21 protein-coding genes are annotated in these 16067 nt (G+C 64.9%); 12 read left to right on the top strand and 9 right to left on the bottom strand.

Annotated features, from left to right (window positions below):
- The first annotated feature begins 113 nt into the window (after positions 1-113).
- Together UP09_RS02825 and UP09_RS02830 are read left to right on the top strand one after the other, a co-directional pair.
- Positions 114-2030: a right-handed parallel beta-helix repeat-containing protein gene (locus UP09_RS02825; protein WP_044536505.1), complete on the top strand. Its 1917-nt coding sequence runs from the start codon at positions 114-116 to the stop codon at positions 2028-2030.
- A gap of 90 nt (positions 2031-2120) precedes the next feature.
- Positions 2121-2534: a GFA family protein gene (locus UP09_RS02830; protein ID WP_044536506.1), complete on the top strand. Its 414-nt coding sequence runs from the start codon at positions 2121-2123 to the stop codon at positions 2532-2534.
- Between the two features lie 27 nt (positions 2535-2561).
- Here UP09_RS02830 and UP09_RS02835 read toward each other — a convergent pair whose 3' ends face one another.
- The 4 genes from UP09_RS02835 to UP09_RS02850 all read right to left on the bottom strand — a co-directional run bounded on the left by UP09_RS02835 (position 2562) and on the right by UP09_RS02850 (position 5919).
- Entirely contained in the window at positions 2562-3725 is a 1164-nt protein-coding gene (locus UP09_RS02835; protein WP_044536507.1) for an EstA family serine hydrolase, read from the bottom strand.
- A gap of 130 nt (positions 3726-3855) precedes the next feature.
- Positions 3856-4551, bottom strand: a complete 696-nt coding sequence (locus UP09_RS02840; protein ID WP_044536508.1) for a GNAT family N-acetyltransferase — start codon at positions 4549-4551, stop codon at positions 3856-3858.
- 76 nt (positions 4552-4627) lie between these two features.
- Positions 4628-5275 (bottom strand): O-methyltransferase, encoded by a 648-nt coding sequence (locus tag UP09_RS02845; RefSeq protein ID WP_044536509.1) that lies wholly within the window; start codon positions 5273-5275, stop codon positions 4628-4630.
- A gap of 26 nt (positions 5276-5301) precedes the next feature.
- A complete protein-coding gene (locus UP09_RS02850) occupies positions 5302-5919 on the bottom strand; it encodes a PadR family transcriptional regulator (protein ID WP_044536826.1) in 618 nt (205 codons plus the stop codon).
- 191 nt (positions 5920-6110) lie between these two features.
- Here UP09_RS02850 and UP09_RS02855 point away from each other — a divergent pair, with 191 nt between their 5' ends.
- Entirely contained in the window at positions 6111-6464 is a 354-nt protein-coding gene (locus tag UP09_RS02855; RefSeq protein WP_044536827.1) for an MmcQ/YjbR family DNA-binding protein, read from the top strand.
- A gap of 15 nt (positions 6465-6479) precedes the next feature.
- Here UP09_RS02855 and UP09_RS02860 read toward each other — a convergent pair whose 3' ends face one another.
- Both UP09_RS02860 and UP09_RS02865 read right to left on the bottom strand, forming a co-directional pair.
- On the bottom strand, positions 6480-7052 hold the full coding sequence (locus UP09_RS02860; protein ID WP_044536828.1) for a hypothetical protein: 573 nt from the start codon (positions 7050-7052) through the stop codon (positions 6480-6482).
- Positions 7053-7203: 151 nt separating this feature from the next.
- Positions 7204-8169: a GlxA family transcriptional regulator gene (locus UP09_RS02865; RefSeq protein WP_044536829.1), complete on the bottom strand. Its 966-nt coding sequence runs from the start codon at positions 8167-8169 to the stop codon at positions 7204-7206.
- A gap of 205 nt (positions 8170-8374) precedes the next feature.
- Here UP09_RS02865 and UP09_RS02870 point away from each other — a divergent pair, with 205 nt between their 5' ends.
- Positions 8375-9016 carry an HD domain-containing protein gene (locus UP09_RS02870; RefSeq protein WP_044536510.1) on the top strand — a complete coding sequence of 214 codons (642 nt, stop codon included), beginning with the start codon at positions 8375-8377 and terminating at the stop codon, positions 9014-9016.
- On the opposite strand, the gene UP09_RS37385 is transcribed toward UP09_RS02870, so the two are convergent.
- Positions 8988-9281 carry a hypothetical protein gene (locus UP09_RS37385; RefSeq protein ID WP_156164408.1) on the bottom strand — a complete coding sequence of 98 codons (294 nt, stop codon included), beginning with the start codon at positions 9279-9281 and terminating at the stop codon, positions 8988-8990. The two genes, UP09_RS02870 and UP09_RS37385, sit on opposite strands and share 29 nt — an antisense overlap.
- A 131-nt stretch (positions 9282-9412) precedes the next feature.
- Between UP09_RS37385 and UP09_RS02875 the strand changes: the two genes are divergently transcribed.
- The 5 genes from UP09_RS02875 to UP09_RS02895 are packed head-to-tail and all read left to right on the top strand — an operon-like array spanning position 9413 to position 12074.
- Positions 9413-10195, top strand: coding sequence for a hypothetical protein (locus UP09_RS02875; protein ID WP_156164409.1), 783 nt, complete (start codon positions 9413-9415; stop codon positions 10193-10195).
- Positions 10196-10207: 12 nt separating this feature from the next.
- Positions 10208-10600, top strand: a complete 393-nt coding sequence (locus tag UP09_RS02880; RefSeq protein ID WP_052832928.1) for a DUF6152 family protein — start codon at positions 10208-10210, stop codon at positions 10598-10600.
- Between the two features lie 6 nt (positions 10601-10606).
- Positions 10607-11104 (top strand): DUF6644 family protein, encoded by a 498-nt coding sequence (locus UP09_RS02885; protein WP_044536512.1) that lies wholly within the window; start codon positions 10607-10609, stop codon positions 11102-11104.
- Positions 11104-11607, top strand: coding sequence for a DUF6644 family protein (locus tag UP09_RS02890; RefSeq protein ID WP_044536513.1), 504 nt, complete (start codon positions 11104-11106; stop codon positions 11605-11607). Before UP09_RS02885 ends, UP09_RS02890 begins: the two co-directional genes overlap by 1 nt.
- Positions 11607-12074, top strand: a complete 468-nt coding sequence (locus UP09_RS02895) for a hypothetical protein (protein ID WP_156164410.1) — start codon at positions 11607-11609, stop codon at positions 12072-12074. The genes UP09_RS02890 and UP09_RS02895 overlap by 1 nt, the downstream gene beginning before the upstream one ends.
- Positions 12075-12192: 118 nt before the next feature.
- On the opposite strand, the gene UP09_RS02900 is transcribed toward UP09_RS02895, so the two are convergent.
- Positions 12193-12645: an SRPBCC family protein gene (locus tag UP09_RS02900; protein WP_044536515.1), complete on the bottom strand. Its 453-nt coding sequence runs from the start codon at positions 12643-12645 to the stop codon at positions 12193-12195.
- 76 nt (positions 12646-12721) lie between these two features.
- Between UP09_RS02900 and UP09_RS02905 the strand changes: the two genes are divergently transcribed.
- Entirely contained in the window at positions 12722-13813 is a 1092-nt protein-coding gene (locus tag UP09_RS02905) for an adenylate/guanylate cyclase domain-containing protein (RefSeq protein WP_044536516.1), read from the top strand.
- Between the two features lie 5 nt (positions 13814-13818).
- On the opposite strand, the gene UP09_RS02910 is transcribed toward UP09_RS02905, so the two are convergent.
- Complete coding sequence (locus tag UP09_RS02910; RefSeq protein ID WP_156164411.1) at positions 13819-14073, bottom strand: hypothetical protein; 255 nt, start codon at positions 14071-14073, stop codon at positions 13819-13821.
- 92 nt (positions 14074-14165) lie between these two features.
- Here UP09_RS02910 and UP09_RS02915 point away from each other — a divergent pair, with 92 nt between their 5' ends.
- Together UP09_RS02915 and UP09_RS02920 are read left to right on the top strand one after the other, a co-directional pair.
- The gene (locus UP09_RS02915; RefSeq protein ID WP_044536517.1) at positions 14166-15386 is read left to right on the top strand and encodes a hypothetical protein; all 1221 of its coding nucleotides are present in this window, start codon (positions 14166-14168) and stop codon (positions 15384-15386) included.
- A 33-nt stretch (positions 15387-15419) separates the two neighbouring features.
- Positions 15420-16064 (top strand): Vgb family protein, encoded by a 645-nt coding sequence (locus tag UP09_RS02920; RefSeq protein WP_044536518.1) that lies wholly within the window; start codon positions 15420-15422, stop codon positions 16062-16064.
- Positions 16065-16067: the final 3 nt, after the last annotated feature.

Here is a 16067-nt window from a genome sequence, read left to right on the forward strand (position 1 = left end):
TGTCAGTGGTGTGTCAACTCGAAATCACCGTCGTGTCCACCGTTTGGCTCCGGTTCATCTCGGCGGGCGGATAGTGCGTGCGCGGGCAACCGCGATCTCGGAAGGAGCCTTGCATGCTACAGCTCAGCCGCCGGCGAGCGCTGACGCTTGCCTCGTTCGTCATGGCAAGCCCATTGCTCGGTACCGAAAGCCGCGCCGAACAGGCGCCGGTCCCAGGATCGGCCACTTTCGAGATGGCGACCTTCACCGCCACCTCAGGCGGCGACGCCGACGCGGCCTTTGCCAAGGCGCTGGCCGCGATCGCCAAGTCGGCGGCTGATGCGGGCAAGGCCGGGCCGGTTCACATCGTCCTCAACCTCGAGAAGAATGCCAGCTACCGGATCAAGCGGCCGCTCGCGTTCAAGCAGCTGCACGGCTTCGAGCTCAACGGCAACGGCGCACAGCTGATCAACACCGCGCGCAGCGGCAGCATCGCGATCTCCAGCTGCAACCGCCTCACCGTCCGCGATCTCACCATCGACTATGACCCGCTCCCGTTCACGCAAGGCACGATCGCAGCCTTTGACAAGCAAGCGCTCGAGATCACGGTGAAGGTCGATCCCGGCTTTCCCGACGATGCGGCCCTGCTCGCCTCGATCACCGGTGGTTTCTTCAAGGTGATGGATCGCGGCAACCGGGCGCTGAAGACCGGCGCCAGGGACTCCTTGTCACCGAGCCGCGTCACGCGTATCAGCGACGGCCTGATCAAGGTGCACCTCGCGTGGAGCGCGAACGATCGCTTCCCGAGCCAGTTGCCGATCGCGGTCGGCGACGCGGTCACGATCGCAAATGGCGGTGCGCACGCGATCGCGGTGGACGGTAGCGTGGCGACGAGCCTGATCGACGTGAAGCTGCTGGCGTCACCGGGCATGGGCATCATCGAGAACGGCGGTGAAGGCTCGATGATGCTGCAGAAGGTCTCGGTCGTTCCGGGACCCCGGCCGAAGGGCGCTGCGACCGACCGCCTGATCTCCACCAATTCGGACGGATCGCACCTCACCGCGGTCGCACATGGCCCGACCCTGGAGGATTGTAGTTTCGCCAACACCTCCGACGATGCCATCAACGTCCACGGCTTCTATTATTACGTGGTGGCGAAGACGGCGCCGCAGCGCTTTCTGCTCAGCCCGAAATGGGACATCGGGCTTGCGGCCGCTGACGACATCGAGAGCTGCGATCACGCCACCTTTCGCTCGCTCGGACGCAGCAAGGTCGAGCAACTGACAAAACGCCACGCGCCCGAACTGAAGACGAAGATCGCCCAGATCTGGAAGAACAAGAGCCCGACCACCCAGCCGGACCTGATCTATGACGTGGTGCTGCAGCACGACCTGCCGCTGAAAACCGGCGATGCGATCACCTCGCTGACGCATATTGGGTCCGGCGCCACCGTGCTGCGTTGCAGCTTCCATGCCTGCGGCCGCGTGCTGATGAAGGCGCCGAACGCCATCGTCGAGAACTGTCAGTTCACGTTCTCGACCGGGGTCGCGTTGCAGGCGGGAAGCGACATCGGCTTCTGGTCGGAGTCCGGGTTTGCCGACAACCTCGCGTTCCGCAACAACCGCTTCAGCCATTGCGTCAACGGCGCCAATGAAATGACCGCAGGTAGCGGCACGCTCGGCGCCATCTATGTCGGCATGGTCGCACCTGATGGTGTCAAGGGATTTCCGGACAATTTTCAGAACCGGCGTGTCATCATCGAGGACAACCACATCGACGACTCCTTCATCTATGCGATCTTCGTCAGCAACGCCGATGGCGTGAAGATCGCCGGCAACCAGATCGGCCAGACTTTTGTCCGCGGCAACACATTCGGGGCCGGCTCCCTGTACGGCATCAAGCCCGACAGCGCGGTCTTCGTCGGTCGAAGCAGGAACGTCGAGATCAGCAACAACGTCGCCGCGCGCGGCCGGATCGCAACCACCGTCGTCGCGATCGACACCACCTGCGACAAGCTCACGGTGCATCTGGCCAACAACCGGCTGGCGTGAGCGCACGACGCGGACGTCCATTGACCGCCGCCTTGCCAATTCGCAAAGTCGTCGCCATGTCATGACGACACACTCCGGGAGGAGGCGGCAATGGGTTTCTCGGGCGGCTGCTCGTGCGGCGCGGTGCGCTACACCATCTCTGCGGACCCGATCCGCGGCTTCCAGTGCCTGTGCCGGGACTGCCAGCGCGACACCGGCGGCGGCCACAGTTCCGTATTCGTGTTCGCGAGCGACGCGCTCACGGTAACCGGGGAAGTGCGCGAGATCGCGCGAACCACCGACGGCGGCACGATCAAACGAAAAGGCTTCTGTCCCAATTGCGGCTCGCCGATCTACAACAAGCCGGACAAGAGCCCGGAGTTCGTCGGCATCTATGTCGGCTGCCTCGACGACGCCTCGGCTTTCAAGCCTGCCGTCGCGCTGTTCTGCTCACGCCGCCAGGCCTGGGACCATCTCGATCCCGATATCAGGAAGTTGCCGGAGTGGTATCCGGCCTCGACATAGAGCCGCGCGATCGGCGCCGATCACAGATCAACCCGCTCTGTCGCGCGCGCCCATCGCCCGCCAGATCGCGCGGATGATCCGGAACGAGCGCTCGTCGCCCACGAGACCCCGCTGCATCCGGTTCATCGCGTACGCAAAAGTCATTCGTGCGTCGATATCGACAAGCACGAACGAGCCGCCGCCACCGGACCAGAACAGCGTGTTGGGATTGGGCGGCTCGAGCGCCAGGATCTGAGACGGCAGGCCGAAGCCGAGGCCGAACCGCACGCCGATGCCGCGCATCACCAGATCAGGCCCGTCGACCTGGACGTCCAGCGCACGGCGGCAGCCGGCTTCCGACATGATCCGCTTGCCGCCGGCGACACCGCGATTGGCGAGGACGGTCTGGATCGCGGCGATCGAGCGGGCATTGCCGTGACCGTTCACTGCCGGAATCTCGGCGCCGCGCCAGGCGCGGGTGCGGGTCGACGGCACGTCGGTCCGGGTGTCGCTGAAGGTGATCTTCTGGATCTCGCTCATCTCGACGCCATCAGCGGCCGATGACGGCAGGAACGCCACGAGGTCGGCGACGCGGTGGTCTTCGGATTCCGGCAGGCCGATCCAGAAGTCCGCGTTCAGGGGCGATGCGATCTGTTCGCGGAATACGGTGCCAATGGTCTTGCCGGTGATGCGGCGCACCACCTCGCCGATCAGGAAACCGAACGTGTAGACGTGATAGCCCGACGCGGTGCCCGGCTCCCACAGCGGCGCCTGTGCCTGTAACGTCGAGGTCGCCTTGTCCCAATCGTAAAAGTCCTCGCCGCTGATTGCGGGATGCCAGCCCGACAGGCCCGACGTGTGGCTCATCAGCTGTGCCACGGTGATACGGTCCTTGCCGTTGGCGGAAAATTCCGGCCAGTAACGCGCCACGGGTGCTGCGAAATCGAGCTCGCCGCGATCGGCGAGCCATAATGCGGTCAGCGCCGTCATCGTCTTGGTGATCGAATAGACGTTGACGATGGTGTCGCGCGACCAGCGCCGCTGCCGCGCCTCGTCGGCATAGCCGCCCCAGAGATCGATGACGGTCTCGCCCTCGATCGTGGCGCAGAACGACGCACCGAGCTCCTCTCCGTCAGCGAAATTGGCCTCGAAGGCGTCGCGCGCACCTGAGAATTGGTCGTGGGCAAATCCGGCTGTCGTCACATCCCGCATGGCTGTGCTCCCGTTTCTCCCTCGATCTCGAGGGAGGCGGGACATACGCGGCGAGGCAGGTACTGGCAATTCTTGAACTGAACTGTTTCGTCCCCATTTATTAGGGGAGAGATCCCCTCCAGCGCCGACCTCACCCCTGCTTCTGCAACACTGTGATGTGCAGACGGCGGCGGATCTCCATGCCCTGGCGCCGGTACAGCGCGATCGCCGACACGTTGCTGGTGAAGACGTGCAGGAAGGGAGTTTCCTCCCGCGCCACGATCTGGCGAGAGACCGCAGACAACAGCGCCTGCGCGTAGCCGCGGCCGCGATGCGCGGGATGCACGCAGACGGCCGTCATCTCGGTGTAGTTGCCCGGCTTCATCCGCTCACCGGTCATCGCGACCAGTTCGCCATCGACGCGAATGCCGAGGAAGGTGCCGAGTTCATGCGTCCGCGCGGCGAACGGACCGGGCTTCGTCAGCTCGATCAGCGCCATCATGGCCGGAACATCTGCAACACCGAGCGTCACGATCTCGACGCCGGACAGCGAACTCTCGACGGGCGCGCCGATCATCTGCTCGCCGGTCTCGGCCAGCAGGACCTTGAACGCCGGCGGCGCGGTCACCGCATCAGGCGTGAACAGCACCGCAATCTCCGCCCCTGACATCAAGGCGCCGAGCGCGGCAAAGCTCTGCGCCGACATATCGACCATGTCCGCAAATGGCGCGATGGCGACGGGAAAGCGGCGCGCCTCAGCACCGCCCTCGGCCAGATCGCGCTGCCGTGTGGTCAGCGCGCTCCAGATCGGACGATCCAGCGGATGAGTGGATGGGATTGCTGACATGCTGCTCTTAGCTCCCGTTTTGCCTGGAGCAGAGCAGCAACTGCCTGTGAAATCCAGCCCTCGCGCTGCACCGAATTCACGCCACCTTCAGGCACAGCTCCGTGCCGCCCTTGAGCGGCAGCGTGATCGAGAGAAAGCCGTTTCTTGGATCGCGCACGAACTCCAAAAAGTCCGGCTCGGCATTGTCGTTCATGACATAGCCGCCGATCCGCAGCTGCGGGGCAACGATCTCGATCACCTGGCGTGCCAGCGTGGGCCCGCTATCACCAGGCCAGCCGTCGATCAGGATGAAATCCACGGGGCCACCGAGATCGCGCAGCGTCTGGCGCGCATCGCCCTCGCGGATCTCGGCATAATCGGCAAGCCCGGCATCGGAAAGGTTACGCCGGGCGGTTGCGACCTTGGCCGGCACGATCTCCGAGCCGATCACCGTGCCGCCGCCATTGTCGCGCACCGCGGCGGCGAAATAGAGCGTCGACATCCCGATCGAGGTCGCGAACTCGGCGACGCGTTTCGCACCGATGCCACGGCACAACAGATAGATCAGTTCGCCCTGCTCGGGGTCGATCGAGAAGCCCTGCTCGGCATAGGCATGCGGATCGCGGCTGCCTGAACCGCCGCGCGGGCCGCCGCCGGCAGGCCTGCTGCGCGCGGCCTGCAACCGATCGATGACGGCGGTGACGCGTGGATCGGCAATCGCACTGTGCGGTTGTTCGTCGGACATGCCATGTCTCCTTCGGTGCGACTGCGTCACTGCTGCAGGATCTCGGCAGCCGCGCGCTCCAGGATCTTTGCGATCCGCCGCGCCTCGGCGGCGTCGGCGCCGTGCTTGGCGCGCAGCGCGCGCTTCAGCGCGTGGCGGGCGCGGTGCAGATCGTCGGACGGGTCGCCATCGAGATCGCCGGCGCCGGCAAAGGCGTCGCGTACCTCGTCCATGCGGCGGCCGATCCGCGACAGCGCCTCGAGGATGGTGTCCGCCGTGGCGCGGTTCTCGGCGAGATGCGCCTTGCCCTGCTCGGTGATGCTGTAGAGTTTTCGCGCGGCATCCTGGGTGATGCTGGTGTGGCCGATCTCCTCCAGGAATGTCAGCGCCGGATAGATCACGCCCGGGCTCGGGCTGTAGAAGCCGTCCGAGCGCTCCTCGATCAATTTGATCAGCTCATAGCCGTGCGCCGGACGTTCGCCGAGCAGCGCCAGGATCACGAGCTGCAGGTCCTGCGACGAGAGCCGCCGCGATCCCGGAAAGTCGCGGCCTCCGCCCCGCCCGAAAAAGCCGTGCCCGCCGCGGCCAAAGCGATGCCCGCCGCCGTGCCGGCCCATGGCGAAAATTCCAAACCGGAAGCCGTCGTTGTCTCGATCTCTAAACATGGTCACCTCGTTCATAAAACATATCTTACGATATATTTTGAGATGGCAATCCTGCCAACCCACGTTTTCGTGAATGCCCGCCCGCCGACCGCGATCGGCCGGACCGGCAGGCGATCACCCTCACATCAGACTTGTCGGCATTCGCGCACCCGGCCTATGGCTTGGGCGCCCTCTTCCATCCCTGCGATGTCATGCGCCCCAAGACCTTCGAAGCTCATTGTCTGCGGCTCCCCGCCGCCACCAAAGTGGTGCAGTGGGAAGGCACCTCCGTGTTCAAGGTTGGCGGCAAGATGTTCGCGCTATCAGGCGGCTTCATCGAGCGGTCCGGCGGCTTCATGTTCAAGACCTCGAACATGGCCTATCAGCTCCTGATCGAGCAGGGTTTCGCGCGACCGGCGCCGTACCTCGCGCGCGCCAAATGGGTGCAGCTGACCGGCAACGGCGCCCTGCCCGACGCCGAACTCAAGGCCTATCTCAAGCAGGCGCACGCCCTCATCGCGGCCAAGCTGACGCGGAAGTCGCGCAAGGCGCTGGGTCTCGACTGATCGAGTGCGGAGCACTCAGCTGCCCAGCGGCTTGTCGGAATCGCCCGGCAGCAATTTCGGGAACAGCTCCGTGAAGGCGAACTTGTCGTCGCCCTTGGCGCGATCGAAGCGCAGCACGACGTCGAAGCGGCTGCCTTCCCACTTGGCGGGCGGACTGCCCTTGCTGACCGGTATCAGTGGAAGGATGTCGGAGATGATTGCCTTGTGCTCCCAGCACACCAGGGCAACACCTGTCAGCGTCAGCAGCTCGGTCACCAGAGCCTGCTCGGCGCCCTTGCCGAAACCTTCGTTGGGCGTGAGCTTGAGGCGCGCAGCGAGCACCGAGATGGTCTCGGCAGGCCGGCGGCTCGGCCCCTGATTGGGAAAATTGTTGGCGCCGGGCGTTGCGGCATAGATCACGTCTGGCTTGGCATAGTCACCTCCGGTGAGCTTGGTTCCGAACAACGCCGTCCACGCACCGGCGCGCTGCCAGCCGCGAAGCACCAGCGACTCGGTATCGGATACTTCATTCGGCATAAGCCCCTGTCCCGGCCACTCGTCGCCGGGTTTCTCGGCGTGACGAATGATGAAAAGCGTGAGCGCGTCCATGTCGACCTCGCGGAAAAAACGTCGGTGCTTGGAAATATCGGAAGCGGCTCCGATCCTATCCAACGCGATCGGTCCATACAATCAAAACAATGTGTATGTGATATGATCTACCTAAAGATGTTTCGTCAATTCGACCGGCGCCGCGCCAGAGTCACAATGTCCGGAAGCTGGCGCGATATTGCGCGGGCGACACGCCGAGGCGTTCGGTGAAGACGATGCGCATGCGGTCCGCCGAGCCGAAGCCACAATCGAAGGCCACCGCCTTCAGCGGCCGGTCAGAGCCCTCGAGCAACCGCCGCGCGGCATCGACCCGCGCACGCTCGACGAATTCGTGCGGCGTGATTCCGGTCGCCTGCGCAAACGCGCGGCCGAAACTGCGCACGCTCATGCCGACCGCCTCCGCCAGCGATTGCAGCGTGTGGCGCTCGCCGACGTGCGCCATGACATGCGCCTGGGCGCGGGCAATCGGCGAGCCCTCATCAACCGGCGCCGTGAGATAGGGACTGAACTGGGACTGACCGCCCTGCCGCTGCGCCACCACGACCAGCCGCTTTGCGACCGCGACCGCAACCTGCGGGCCGTGCCGTTCTCCGACCAAAGCGAGCCCGAGATCGATGCCGGCCGTCACGCCGGCCGACGTCATCAGCCGCCCGTCTCTGATATAAATGCGGTCGAACATCACCTCGGCGGCCGGAAAGCGCGCGGCAAGATGCTCCGCGTTCTGCCAGTGCGTCGTCACCTTGCGGCCGTCGAGCAGCCCGGCATGGCCGAGCGCGAACGCGCCGGTGCAGATCGAGCCGTACAGCCCGGCGCGCTCCGAGGCCGATCGCAGCCAATGCATCATGTCCGGATCCGGCGCCGCATCCGGCAAGGCCGGACCGCCCGCAACCAGCACGATGTCGAACACCTCCTGCGCCTCGTCAAAGCTGAGATCAGCTGAAATCTTCATGCCGTTCGAGGCCCGCAGCGGCGCACAGGTCGCGGCGACAAGAACCGTCTCGTAGCCATCGCCTGCGGCCACGAAGCCGTTGGTCTCGGCAAACACGTCCACGGGACCTGCGACATCCAGCGCCTGCACCCCATCGTGGATCGCGATCGCCACCCTTTGAATGGGCATGTCCTCTCCTTCCGCGCTGGCGCAAAACGACGTGTCGTTGGCCCGATCCGGCGGCGCGCGTTCGTTGCGACTGATAGCCGAAACAGGCGACAACGACGGTCCGGATCGCGCCGTCGAACGATCCGAACACAGACCGCAACGATGACCGCCCCGCGCGTGCTCTCGCGCCACGGCAGCGTCTTGCCACATCAAGGAGCATCTTGAAATGACCGAGATCATCGCAGGCATCCGCGTTCCCGACAGTGCCATGGCCCGCGCCGCCACCCAGCTCGTCCGCGATACCGAGGACGACCTGCTCTACAACCACAGCCGCCGCGTGTTCCTGTGGGGCGCGCTGACCGGCAATCGCCGCGCGGTGAAATTCGACCCTGAACTGCTCTATATCGGCGCCATGTTCCACGACATGGGCCTGACCGCAGCGCATGCGAGCCCTGATCTTCGCTTCGAGGTCGACGGCGCCAATGCCGCGCGCGATTTCCTTAAAGGCTATGGCGTACCGGAGCGCGACATCGAGGACGTCTGGACCTCGATCGCGCTCCATACCACGCCCGGCGTCCCCGAGCACATGCGTCCGACCATCGCGTTGGTGACCGCAGGCGTCGAGATGGACGTGCTCGGCATCGCCTATGACGATTTCTCGCACGAGCACCGCGACCACGTCTGCGCGCACCATCCGCGTGAGGCTGATTTCAAGCAGGGCATCATCGACCACTTTGCTGATGGCACCATCAAGAAGCCGCTGACCACCTTTGGCAACGTCAAGGCCGACGTGCTGGCGCTGAAGGATCCGACCTACAAGCGCACCAACTTCTGCTCGATCATCCTCGGCTCGAAATGGCCGGGCTGACGTACGGCCAACCGCGGCGGGCAAGTGAGGGAAGCATCAGCGGAAGGGTTCCCTCCTCCTTTGCAGCGGAAAGCAGAGGGGTGCCGTTTGCTCCGCTATGGTGATTGCGCGGGTGGGCAGCCAACGTTTGCCGATCGTGCGCGTTCTGCACATGCGAGAGGCGCCTGGTTTCCGCAAAACGCTTGCGGCTGGCAAAAACTTCGGCAACGCGTGACAAAATAAGCATCACGTTCTCTTCGATCTGATTTTGTTCGGACTCACTCACGCGGCACACTCAGGAGTCGATCGCACGAACGCGATCCGACCTCCCGCAATCTTGAAGCGTTTGGACAACCGATCAGCTTTCCTTTCGTCCTTGTGCCGCCTATCGTGGTGACGCATCGGTTGGAAGGTCGCATGGCTATTGGACAATTTGTTAAAGCGCTTGCGATCGTCGGTAGTGTTTTTGTCATGCAGCAGATCGCTGCTCTACCGAGCGCGCATGCCGAGCCTGATCTCAGCGGCGTCTGGCTTCCCGACATCAGGGATCAAAAGCGCCAGGAGACGGCAAACATGCCGCCCTGGAAGCCTGATATCCTCGAGCAGGTACAGCACCTCGTTGCCGAGGAAAAAGCAGGACGGCCATTCCTCGTCCTGAGCCACTGCCTGCCGCACGGCATGCCGAGCTGGATGCTGATGACGCACAATGCATTCGAGCTGCTCGTCACGCCTGGCCGCATCACCATGCTTGGCGAGGTCGACGGCAACCGGATGCGGCGCATCTACATGGATGGCCGCAAACCACCCGAAGATCCCGACCTGTCGCTGCACGGCTATTCGATTGGCCATTGGGATGCCGACACGCTGGTGATCGACACCAATTCGATCGTGCCGCAGGCCTATATCGCGATCAGCGAAGCCGTCGGCATCCCGAACAATGGCGACATGCACATCGTCGAGCATATTCGTCTCGCCGAACCGAATATCATGCGCGACGATCTGGAGATCACGGCTCCGAACGTTCTCACCACGACCTGGAAGACGACGCGAATTTATCGTCGCTACCCCGAGCGCCATTATGAAGTCACCGAGGGCGAGTGCGCGCAGGAAGATCTCGTGCCGGGCAAGGACGAGCACGGCAACGACATATTCGTCCCCAACGCGCAAGGCGCGTTCGGAACGGTCCACACCGGGAAATAAGGAACGACCGAGATGTCGCCCAAGGCCATGTTTCTTGCCGCTTGCCTCACGCTGGGCTTTGTCGGCGTTGCAGCCGCGCACCATTCCAACGCGGCCTATGACAGCGACCATCCGCAGACCGTGCAAGGCACCGTCAAACAGGTCAACTGGACCAACCCGCATATCAGCTTCGTGGTCGAGACCGACGTCAAGGAAGGACCGCAGGCCGGCACCTGGACGTTCGAGGTGTCGAGCCCTGGCGTGCTCACGCGATCCGGCTGGACAAAGCGCTCACTGCAGCCCGGCGATCACGCCTCCTTCGACTATCTGCCGCTGCGCGACGGCAAACCCGGCGGCTTCCTGCGCAAGGTTATTCTGCAGGACGGCAAGGAACTGACCTACAGCCTGACGCCGGACGAGCAGTAAGTTCACATGTTAGCGCTGACCGGGTTTTCCAAGTGGCTGGCGGCGACGTCGCTCAGTCACACCATCCAGACCGTCACCTGGATCATCCCGACGCTCCAGACGATCCACATTCTCTGCGTGGCGATCGTGTTCTCCTCCGCAGTGCTGGTCGATTTGCGGATCTTTCGGGTGTTCGAGCGCGACGAGCCGCTGCGCGAGGTCACGCGGCGCTTTCTGCCCCCGATCTGGCCGGTCCTGCTCATCCTGCTCGTAACCGGCAGCCTGCTGATCATCGGCGAGCCGAGACGCTCGTTGGTCAACACCACCTTTTATCTCAAGATGGCGTTGCTGCTTGTGGCCATCCTGCTGACGGCTACCTTGCAACGGATGGTGCTGACGTCGCCAGGTGTCTTTGAGGATCGCAGCCGGCAAATGGCAGGCCGTGCGCTGGCAACGGTGTCGATCCTGGTCTGGTGCGGCATCCTTTTCGCCGGACGCTGGATCGCTTACACGCAGGCCGGTTGATGTCGTACATCCAGAACTTGATCGCATTCTTCGAGGACAGCAGCATTGCGGACAGCATCCGCGAGAACGACACGCTGTTTCCCACGATCGAATCGATCCACGTCGTTGCGATCTGCCTTGTGGTCGGCTCGATTCTCGTGCTGGACTTGCGGCTCGTCGGCTTCGCCTCGATGAACCGGCCTGTCGGCCGGCTGACGCGTGCGATCCTGCCGGTGACCTGGGGCGCGTTCGCGATCGCGGCGAGTTCCGGCTTCCTGCTGTTCATTTCCAACGCCACCAAATATCTGGCGAATGGCTACTTCGATGCCAAGATCATCCTGATCTGCACGGCCGGGGTGAACATGATCGTCTTCCATGCCATCAGCGCGAAGGATCTGCCGCAATGGGAGAAGCAAAAATCGCCGCCGCTGCGGGCGCGAATAGCCGGCGCGCTATCGATCCTGCTCTGGATCGCGGTCGTGGCCTGCGGGCGCTGGATCGGCTTCACCATGCAGGAGCTGTGATGTTGAAAAGGCCCCTTGCACGCGCCACCCTTGCCGGGCTCGTCTTGTCCAGCCTCGCCGCCTCCCCATCGATATCAGATACAACGCCAGCGATGCTGCCGTTCCAGACGCATGTCGACATGAAGACCTTTATGGACCACGTGCTGACGCCGGCCGCGAACGTGATCTGGAGAGTCAACGGCTCGGTGATCGACGCCAGCGGTGAGCACGACCTCTCACCCAAGACCGACGACGACTGGGAAAACATCACCAGCGGCGCTGCGACGCTTGCGGAAGCGACAAACGCGCTGATGATCCCACAGCGCGCGCTCGATCCGGAGTGGAACACTTACGTGAAGAAACTTGCCGATGCCGCCGACAAGGCCTACCAGGCTGCGGAGGTGCATGACCTAAAAACCGTCGCCGACGTCAGCGATCACCTCGACGGCATCTGCGCCGCCTGCCATCGTCACTACGGGCTGGAATAAGCTGTTCTCTGGGCCATCCACTTTCCGGGCGCGCCGGTGACGCACTAAAGATGTTTGCCGCGGCACGCAACCGACGCCGCCCGTGGCGGCGCCACCCCTTTCACGCCTGATCCCAAGCCTAGTGCGCCGGCCCGTGGTCGGGACCTTGGTCCCGGCCGGCGGCGGCACCAGCGAGCCGGTCGAGATAATGCGCCCATCCCTTGTCGTGGCTCGCGCACTGCGCTGCGTTCGGCAGGCCGCTATGGGTCATGCGCACGAGCGTGCCGCTGTCCTTGTCGATCAAATCGATCTCGATCAGGCTCGATCCCGGCGGCACCTCTTCGCCGCCCTCCCAGCCAAAACTGTAGGCGAGACGATGCACCGGCACGACCTCGCGGAATGCGCCGCGCGCGGCCCGCGCGTGATCGCCTGCCACACCCTTGAGATAAAACAGCCCGCCGGGATGCAACTCGGTCGATGCTTCGACGCCCATCCAGCTCACGATCTTCTGCGGATCGGTCAGGAAGGCGAACACGCTCGCAGGCGGAGCTGCAATCTGGATCTCGCGTTTGACGACGAAGGCTTCGGTCATCGATCATCCTCCCATTGCAAGGTGGTTACAGGGATAGCGCGTGACAAGGGTGGCGCGCCAACCCCATGATGGGGTGATGCAGTTGTCCTCGACGTTGAGCTTTCTGGTCGACGCCGCTGCCGAGACCGCGGGCGCCAACCGGTTGCTGGCAGAACTCGGTGCCCACCTGGTTGCGGATGGCCTGCCGCTCGCCGGCGGCGCGCTGACGCTCGAGGTTCCACATCCACTGATCGCACGGCGCACCTGGCTGTGGCAGGCGAGCAATGGCGACGTCATCGAGGCCTTGGGTTTCGCGCCGCAGCAGCCGTTCGCCATGCCGGATGCAGGACCACCCGGCGATGCCGGCCGGCGCTGGCTGCGCGGGCTCGCGGCAGGCCCGGTCCATGAGGATGCGATCGGACCGCGGCCGGATGGGCCGACGCTCGGCTGGATCGGAACCCGCGCCTTCACGCCCGATGAGACGGATCGATTGCGACAAGCCGCGCGTTTCGCCGCGGCACCGCTGGCTGCCCTCACTGCGCGCGCCACGCTGACGGCGACGCTGGAGGCCTATCTCGGCCGGCGCAGCGCGGCGCGCGTGCTGGCATCCCCTTTGCGACGCAACACCGGCGAGACCATCCAGGCCGCTCTGCTCTATGCCGATTTGCGCGGCTTTACCGCGCTCTCCGAAAGCCATCCGCCGGCCGAGGTGATCGCGGCACTCGACGCATGGTTCGATCGTATCGCCGGCGCAATCCACGCCTTCGGCGGCGAGGTGCTGAAATTCATCGGCGACGGTCTGCTCGCGATCTTTCCGGTCACGACAGGTCCGCGCAACGCATGCGAAGCGGCGTTGCGCGCGGTGTCCGCCGCGCGCGTCGGCATGGTGCATCTCGATGCTGAGCGGCGCAGGCAGGGCCAGCCACCGCTGCCGTTCGGTGCGGCGCTGCATCTCGGCGAAGTCCACTGGGGCAATATCGGCGCGGCCGACCGGCTCGACTTCACGGCGATCGGCTCTGCGGTCAATCTGGTCAGCCGGCTCGAAGGGTTGTGCAAACCGCTGGAAAAGACGGTGCTGGTCTCGGGCGCGCTCGCCGCCGAGACCGACATGCCGCTGGTCGCACTCGGCATGCATGAGCTGCGCGGCATCGCGCTGCCATGCGCAGTCTTCACGCTGCCGCAGACGTGAGCCGGTCATCGGACGAGCCGCAGCCACGGCGCCAAATGGAACGCGCTCATCAGCCCATACATCGGAACCATGCCCTGAAGCGAAAACGGACCCTGCATGGCCGCGCAGAGCATATCGGCGGGACCGAACGCCGCGATCAGCGCCATGACCGCGAAAGTTGGCGCGGCCGCCAGCGACAGCAAGCGCGCCGCGGCATGGCCATATCCGCCGAACCGTGTCGCAAGCCAATCCTGGCGTGTTCCGATTCCGTGGTCGGTCATCATTCGATCTCCGTGGACATGGCGTGTCCCGTCATGTGCTAGGCTAGGACCGGACCGCGGAGGGTGAGAGTGACAAGTGTGTCGGGATTCGGATGGACTCGCTGATCACGGCTGCGGCGCTCGCGCTCGCGGCGGGTGATCTGCTCGGCGCACTGAAACGGGTGGGCTTGCGCGACGACCCGCCGGCGCTGGCGATACGCGGCATCGCGATGGCCCGGCTCGGCGATTTCGTCCGTGCGAAGGACCTGTTGAAGCGCGCCGGCCGGGCCTTCGGCCCGCGCGAAGCTATCGCCCGCGCGCGCTGCATCGTCGCGGAGGCCGAGATCGCGCTGGTCTTGCGCGACCTCGGCTTTCCCGCGAGGACGCTGGCGGCTGCTCGCGCGACGCTCGAGGCGCATGGCGATCGGCTCAATGCCGCGCATGCCGGCTGTCTCGAGATCCGCCGCCTGCTCCTGATTGGGCATCTCGATGAAGCCGAGCGTATGCTCGCCGACCTCGACCCGGCGCCTCTCCCTGCCGCCTTGCGGGTCGGCCACGAGCTCGTCACCGCAGGGATCGCGATGCGACGGCTGCGGACCAAGCCCGCGCGCGAGGCGCTCGCTCGCGCCGATGCCGCCGCGCGCCGCGCCGGCATTGGCGCACTGGCGGCCGAAGTCGAACGCGCCGCGCAGCTGTTGACCGTGCCCGCGGCACGCCTGATCGGGAAAGGCGGCGAGCGGGCGCTGCGGCTCGACGAGGTCGAGGCGGTGATGGCCTCCAAGGCGCTCGTCATCGACGCCATCACATATGTCGTACGCGACATCAGCACCGAGATTTCGCTGACCCGGCGGCCCGTGCTGTTCGCGCTGGCCCGTGCGCTCGGCGAAGCCTGGCCGAACGACGCGGCACGCAGCGCGCTGATTGCGCGGGCGTTTCGCGGCAAGCATGCCGACGAGTCACATCGCGCGCGGCTGCGAGTCGAGATCGGGCGGCTGCGCCGCTCGCTGCGGCCGCTCGCCGATCTGCGCGCGACCCCGGACGGTTTCGTGCTGAAGCCGCACCGCCGGCGCGATGTCGTGGTGCTGGCGCGCCCGGTCGAGGAGGAACATGCCGCGGTGCTGGCCTGCCTCGCCGACGGCGAAGCATGGTCGAGCTCGGCGCTGTCGCTCGCGCTCGGCACCAGCCAGCGCACCGTGCAGCGCGCGCTCGACACGCTGGCTGCGGCCGGCAAGGTGCAATCCTATGGCCGCGCCCGCGCGCGCCGCTGGATGATGCCGATGGTGCCGGGATTCACGACGGCCTTGTTACTCCCTGCCCCGCTGCCGAACGGTTAGTATCACGCAGAAATCAAAGAGCAGGAGCACAGCATGAAGAAGTCGGCGGCCCATATCGTCAGGGAATATGCTTTCGAGGGGGTCGAGAGCGTGGGCGGCGTCAGCTTCGACGGCGAGCAGGTCTGGTTCGCAGCCGGCGACCGCATGGTCGCCTTTGATCCCGACAGCGGCAAGACCACCCGCACGATCGACGTCGCGGCCCATGCCGGTACAGCGTTCGACGGCAAGCACCTTTATCAGATCGCCGAGGACCGCATCCTGAAGATCGAGCCAAACACGGGCCGCGTGGTTTCCACCATCCCCTCGCCCGGCGGCGGCAAAGACTCCGGCCTTGCCTGGGCCGAAGGCGCGCTCTGGGTCGGACAATATCGCGACCGCAAGATCATCCAGATCGATCCGGACACCGGCACGATACTGCGCACCATCGAGTCCAATCGCTTCGTCACCGGCGTCACCTGGGTCGACGACGAACTCTGGCACGGGACATGGGAAAACGACGAGAGCGACGTGCGGCGCATCGATCCGCAGACCGGCGAAGTGCTGGAACGGCTCGAGATGCCGCCGGGCGTCAACGTCTCGGGCCTGGAGTCCGACGGCGGCGACCGGTTCTTCTGCGGTGGCGGCAGCACCAAGAACACGGTGCGCGCGATTGCGCGGCCAAAGCGAAGCCGTTCATGACGC

This window comes from Bradyrhizobium sp. LTSP885 (assembly GCF_000938305.1).
Classification (GTDB): Bacteria; Pseudomonadota; Alphaproteobacteria; order Rhizobiales; family Xanthobacteraceae; genus Bradyrhizobium.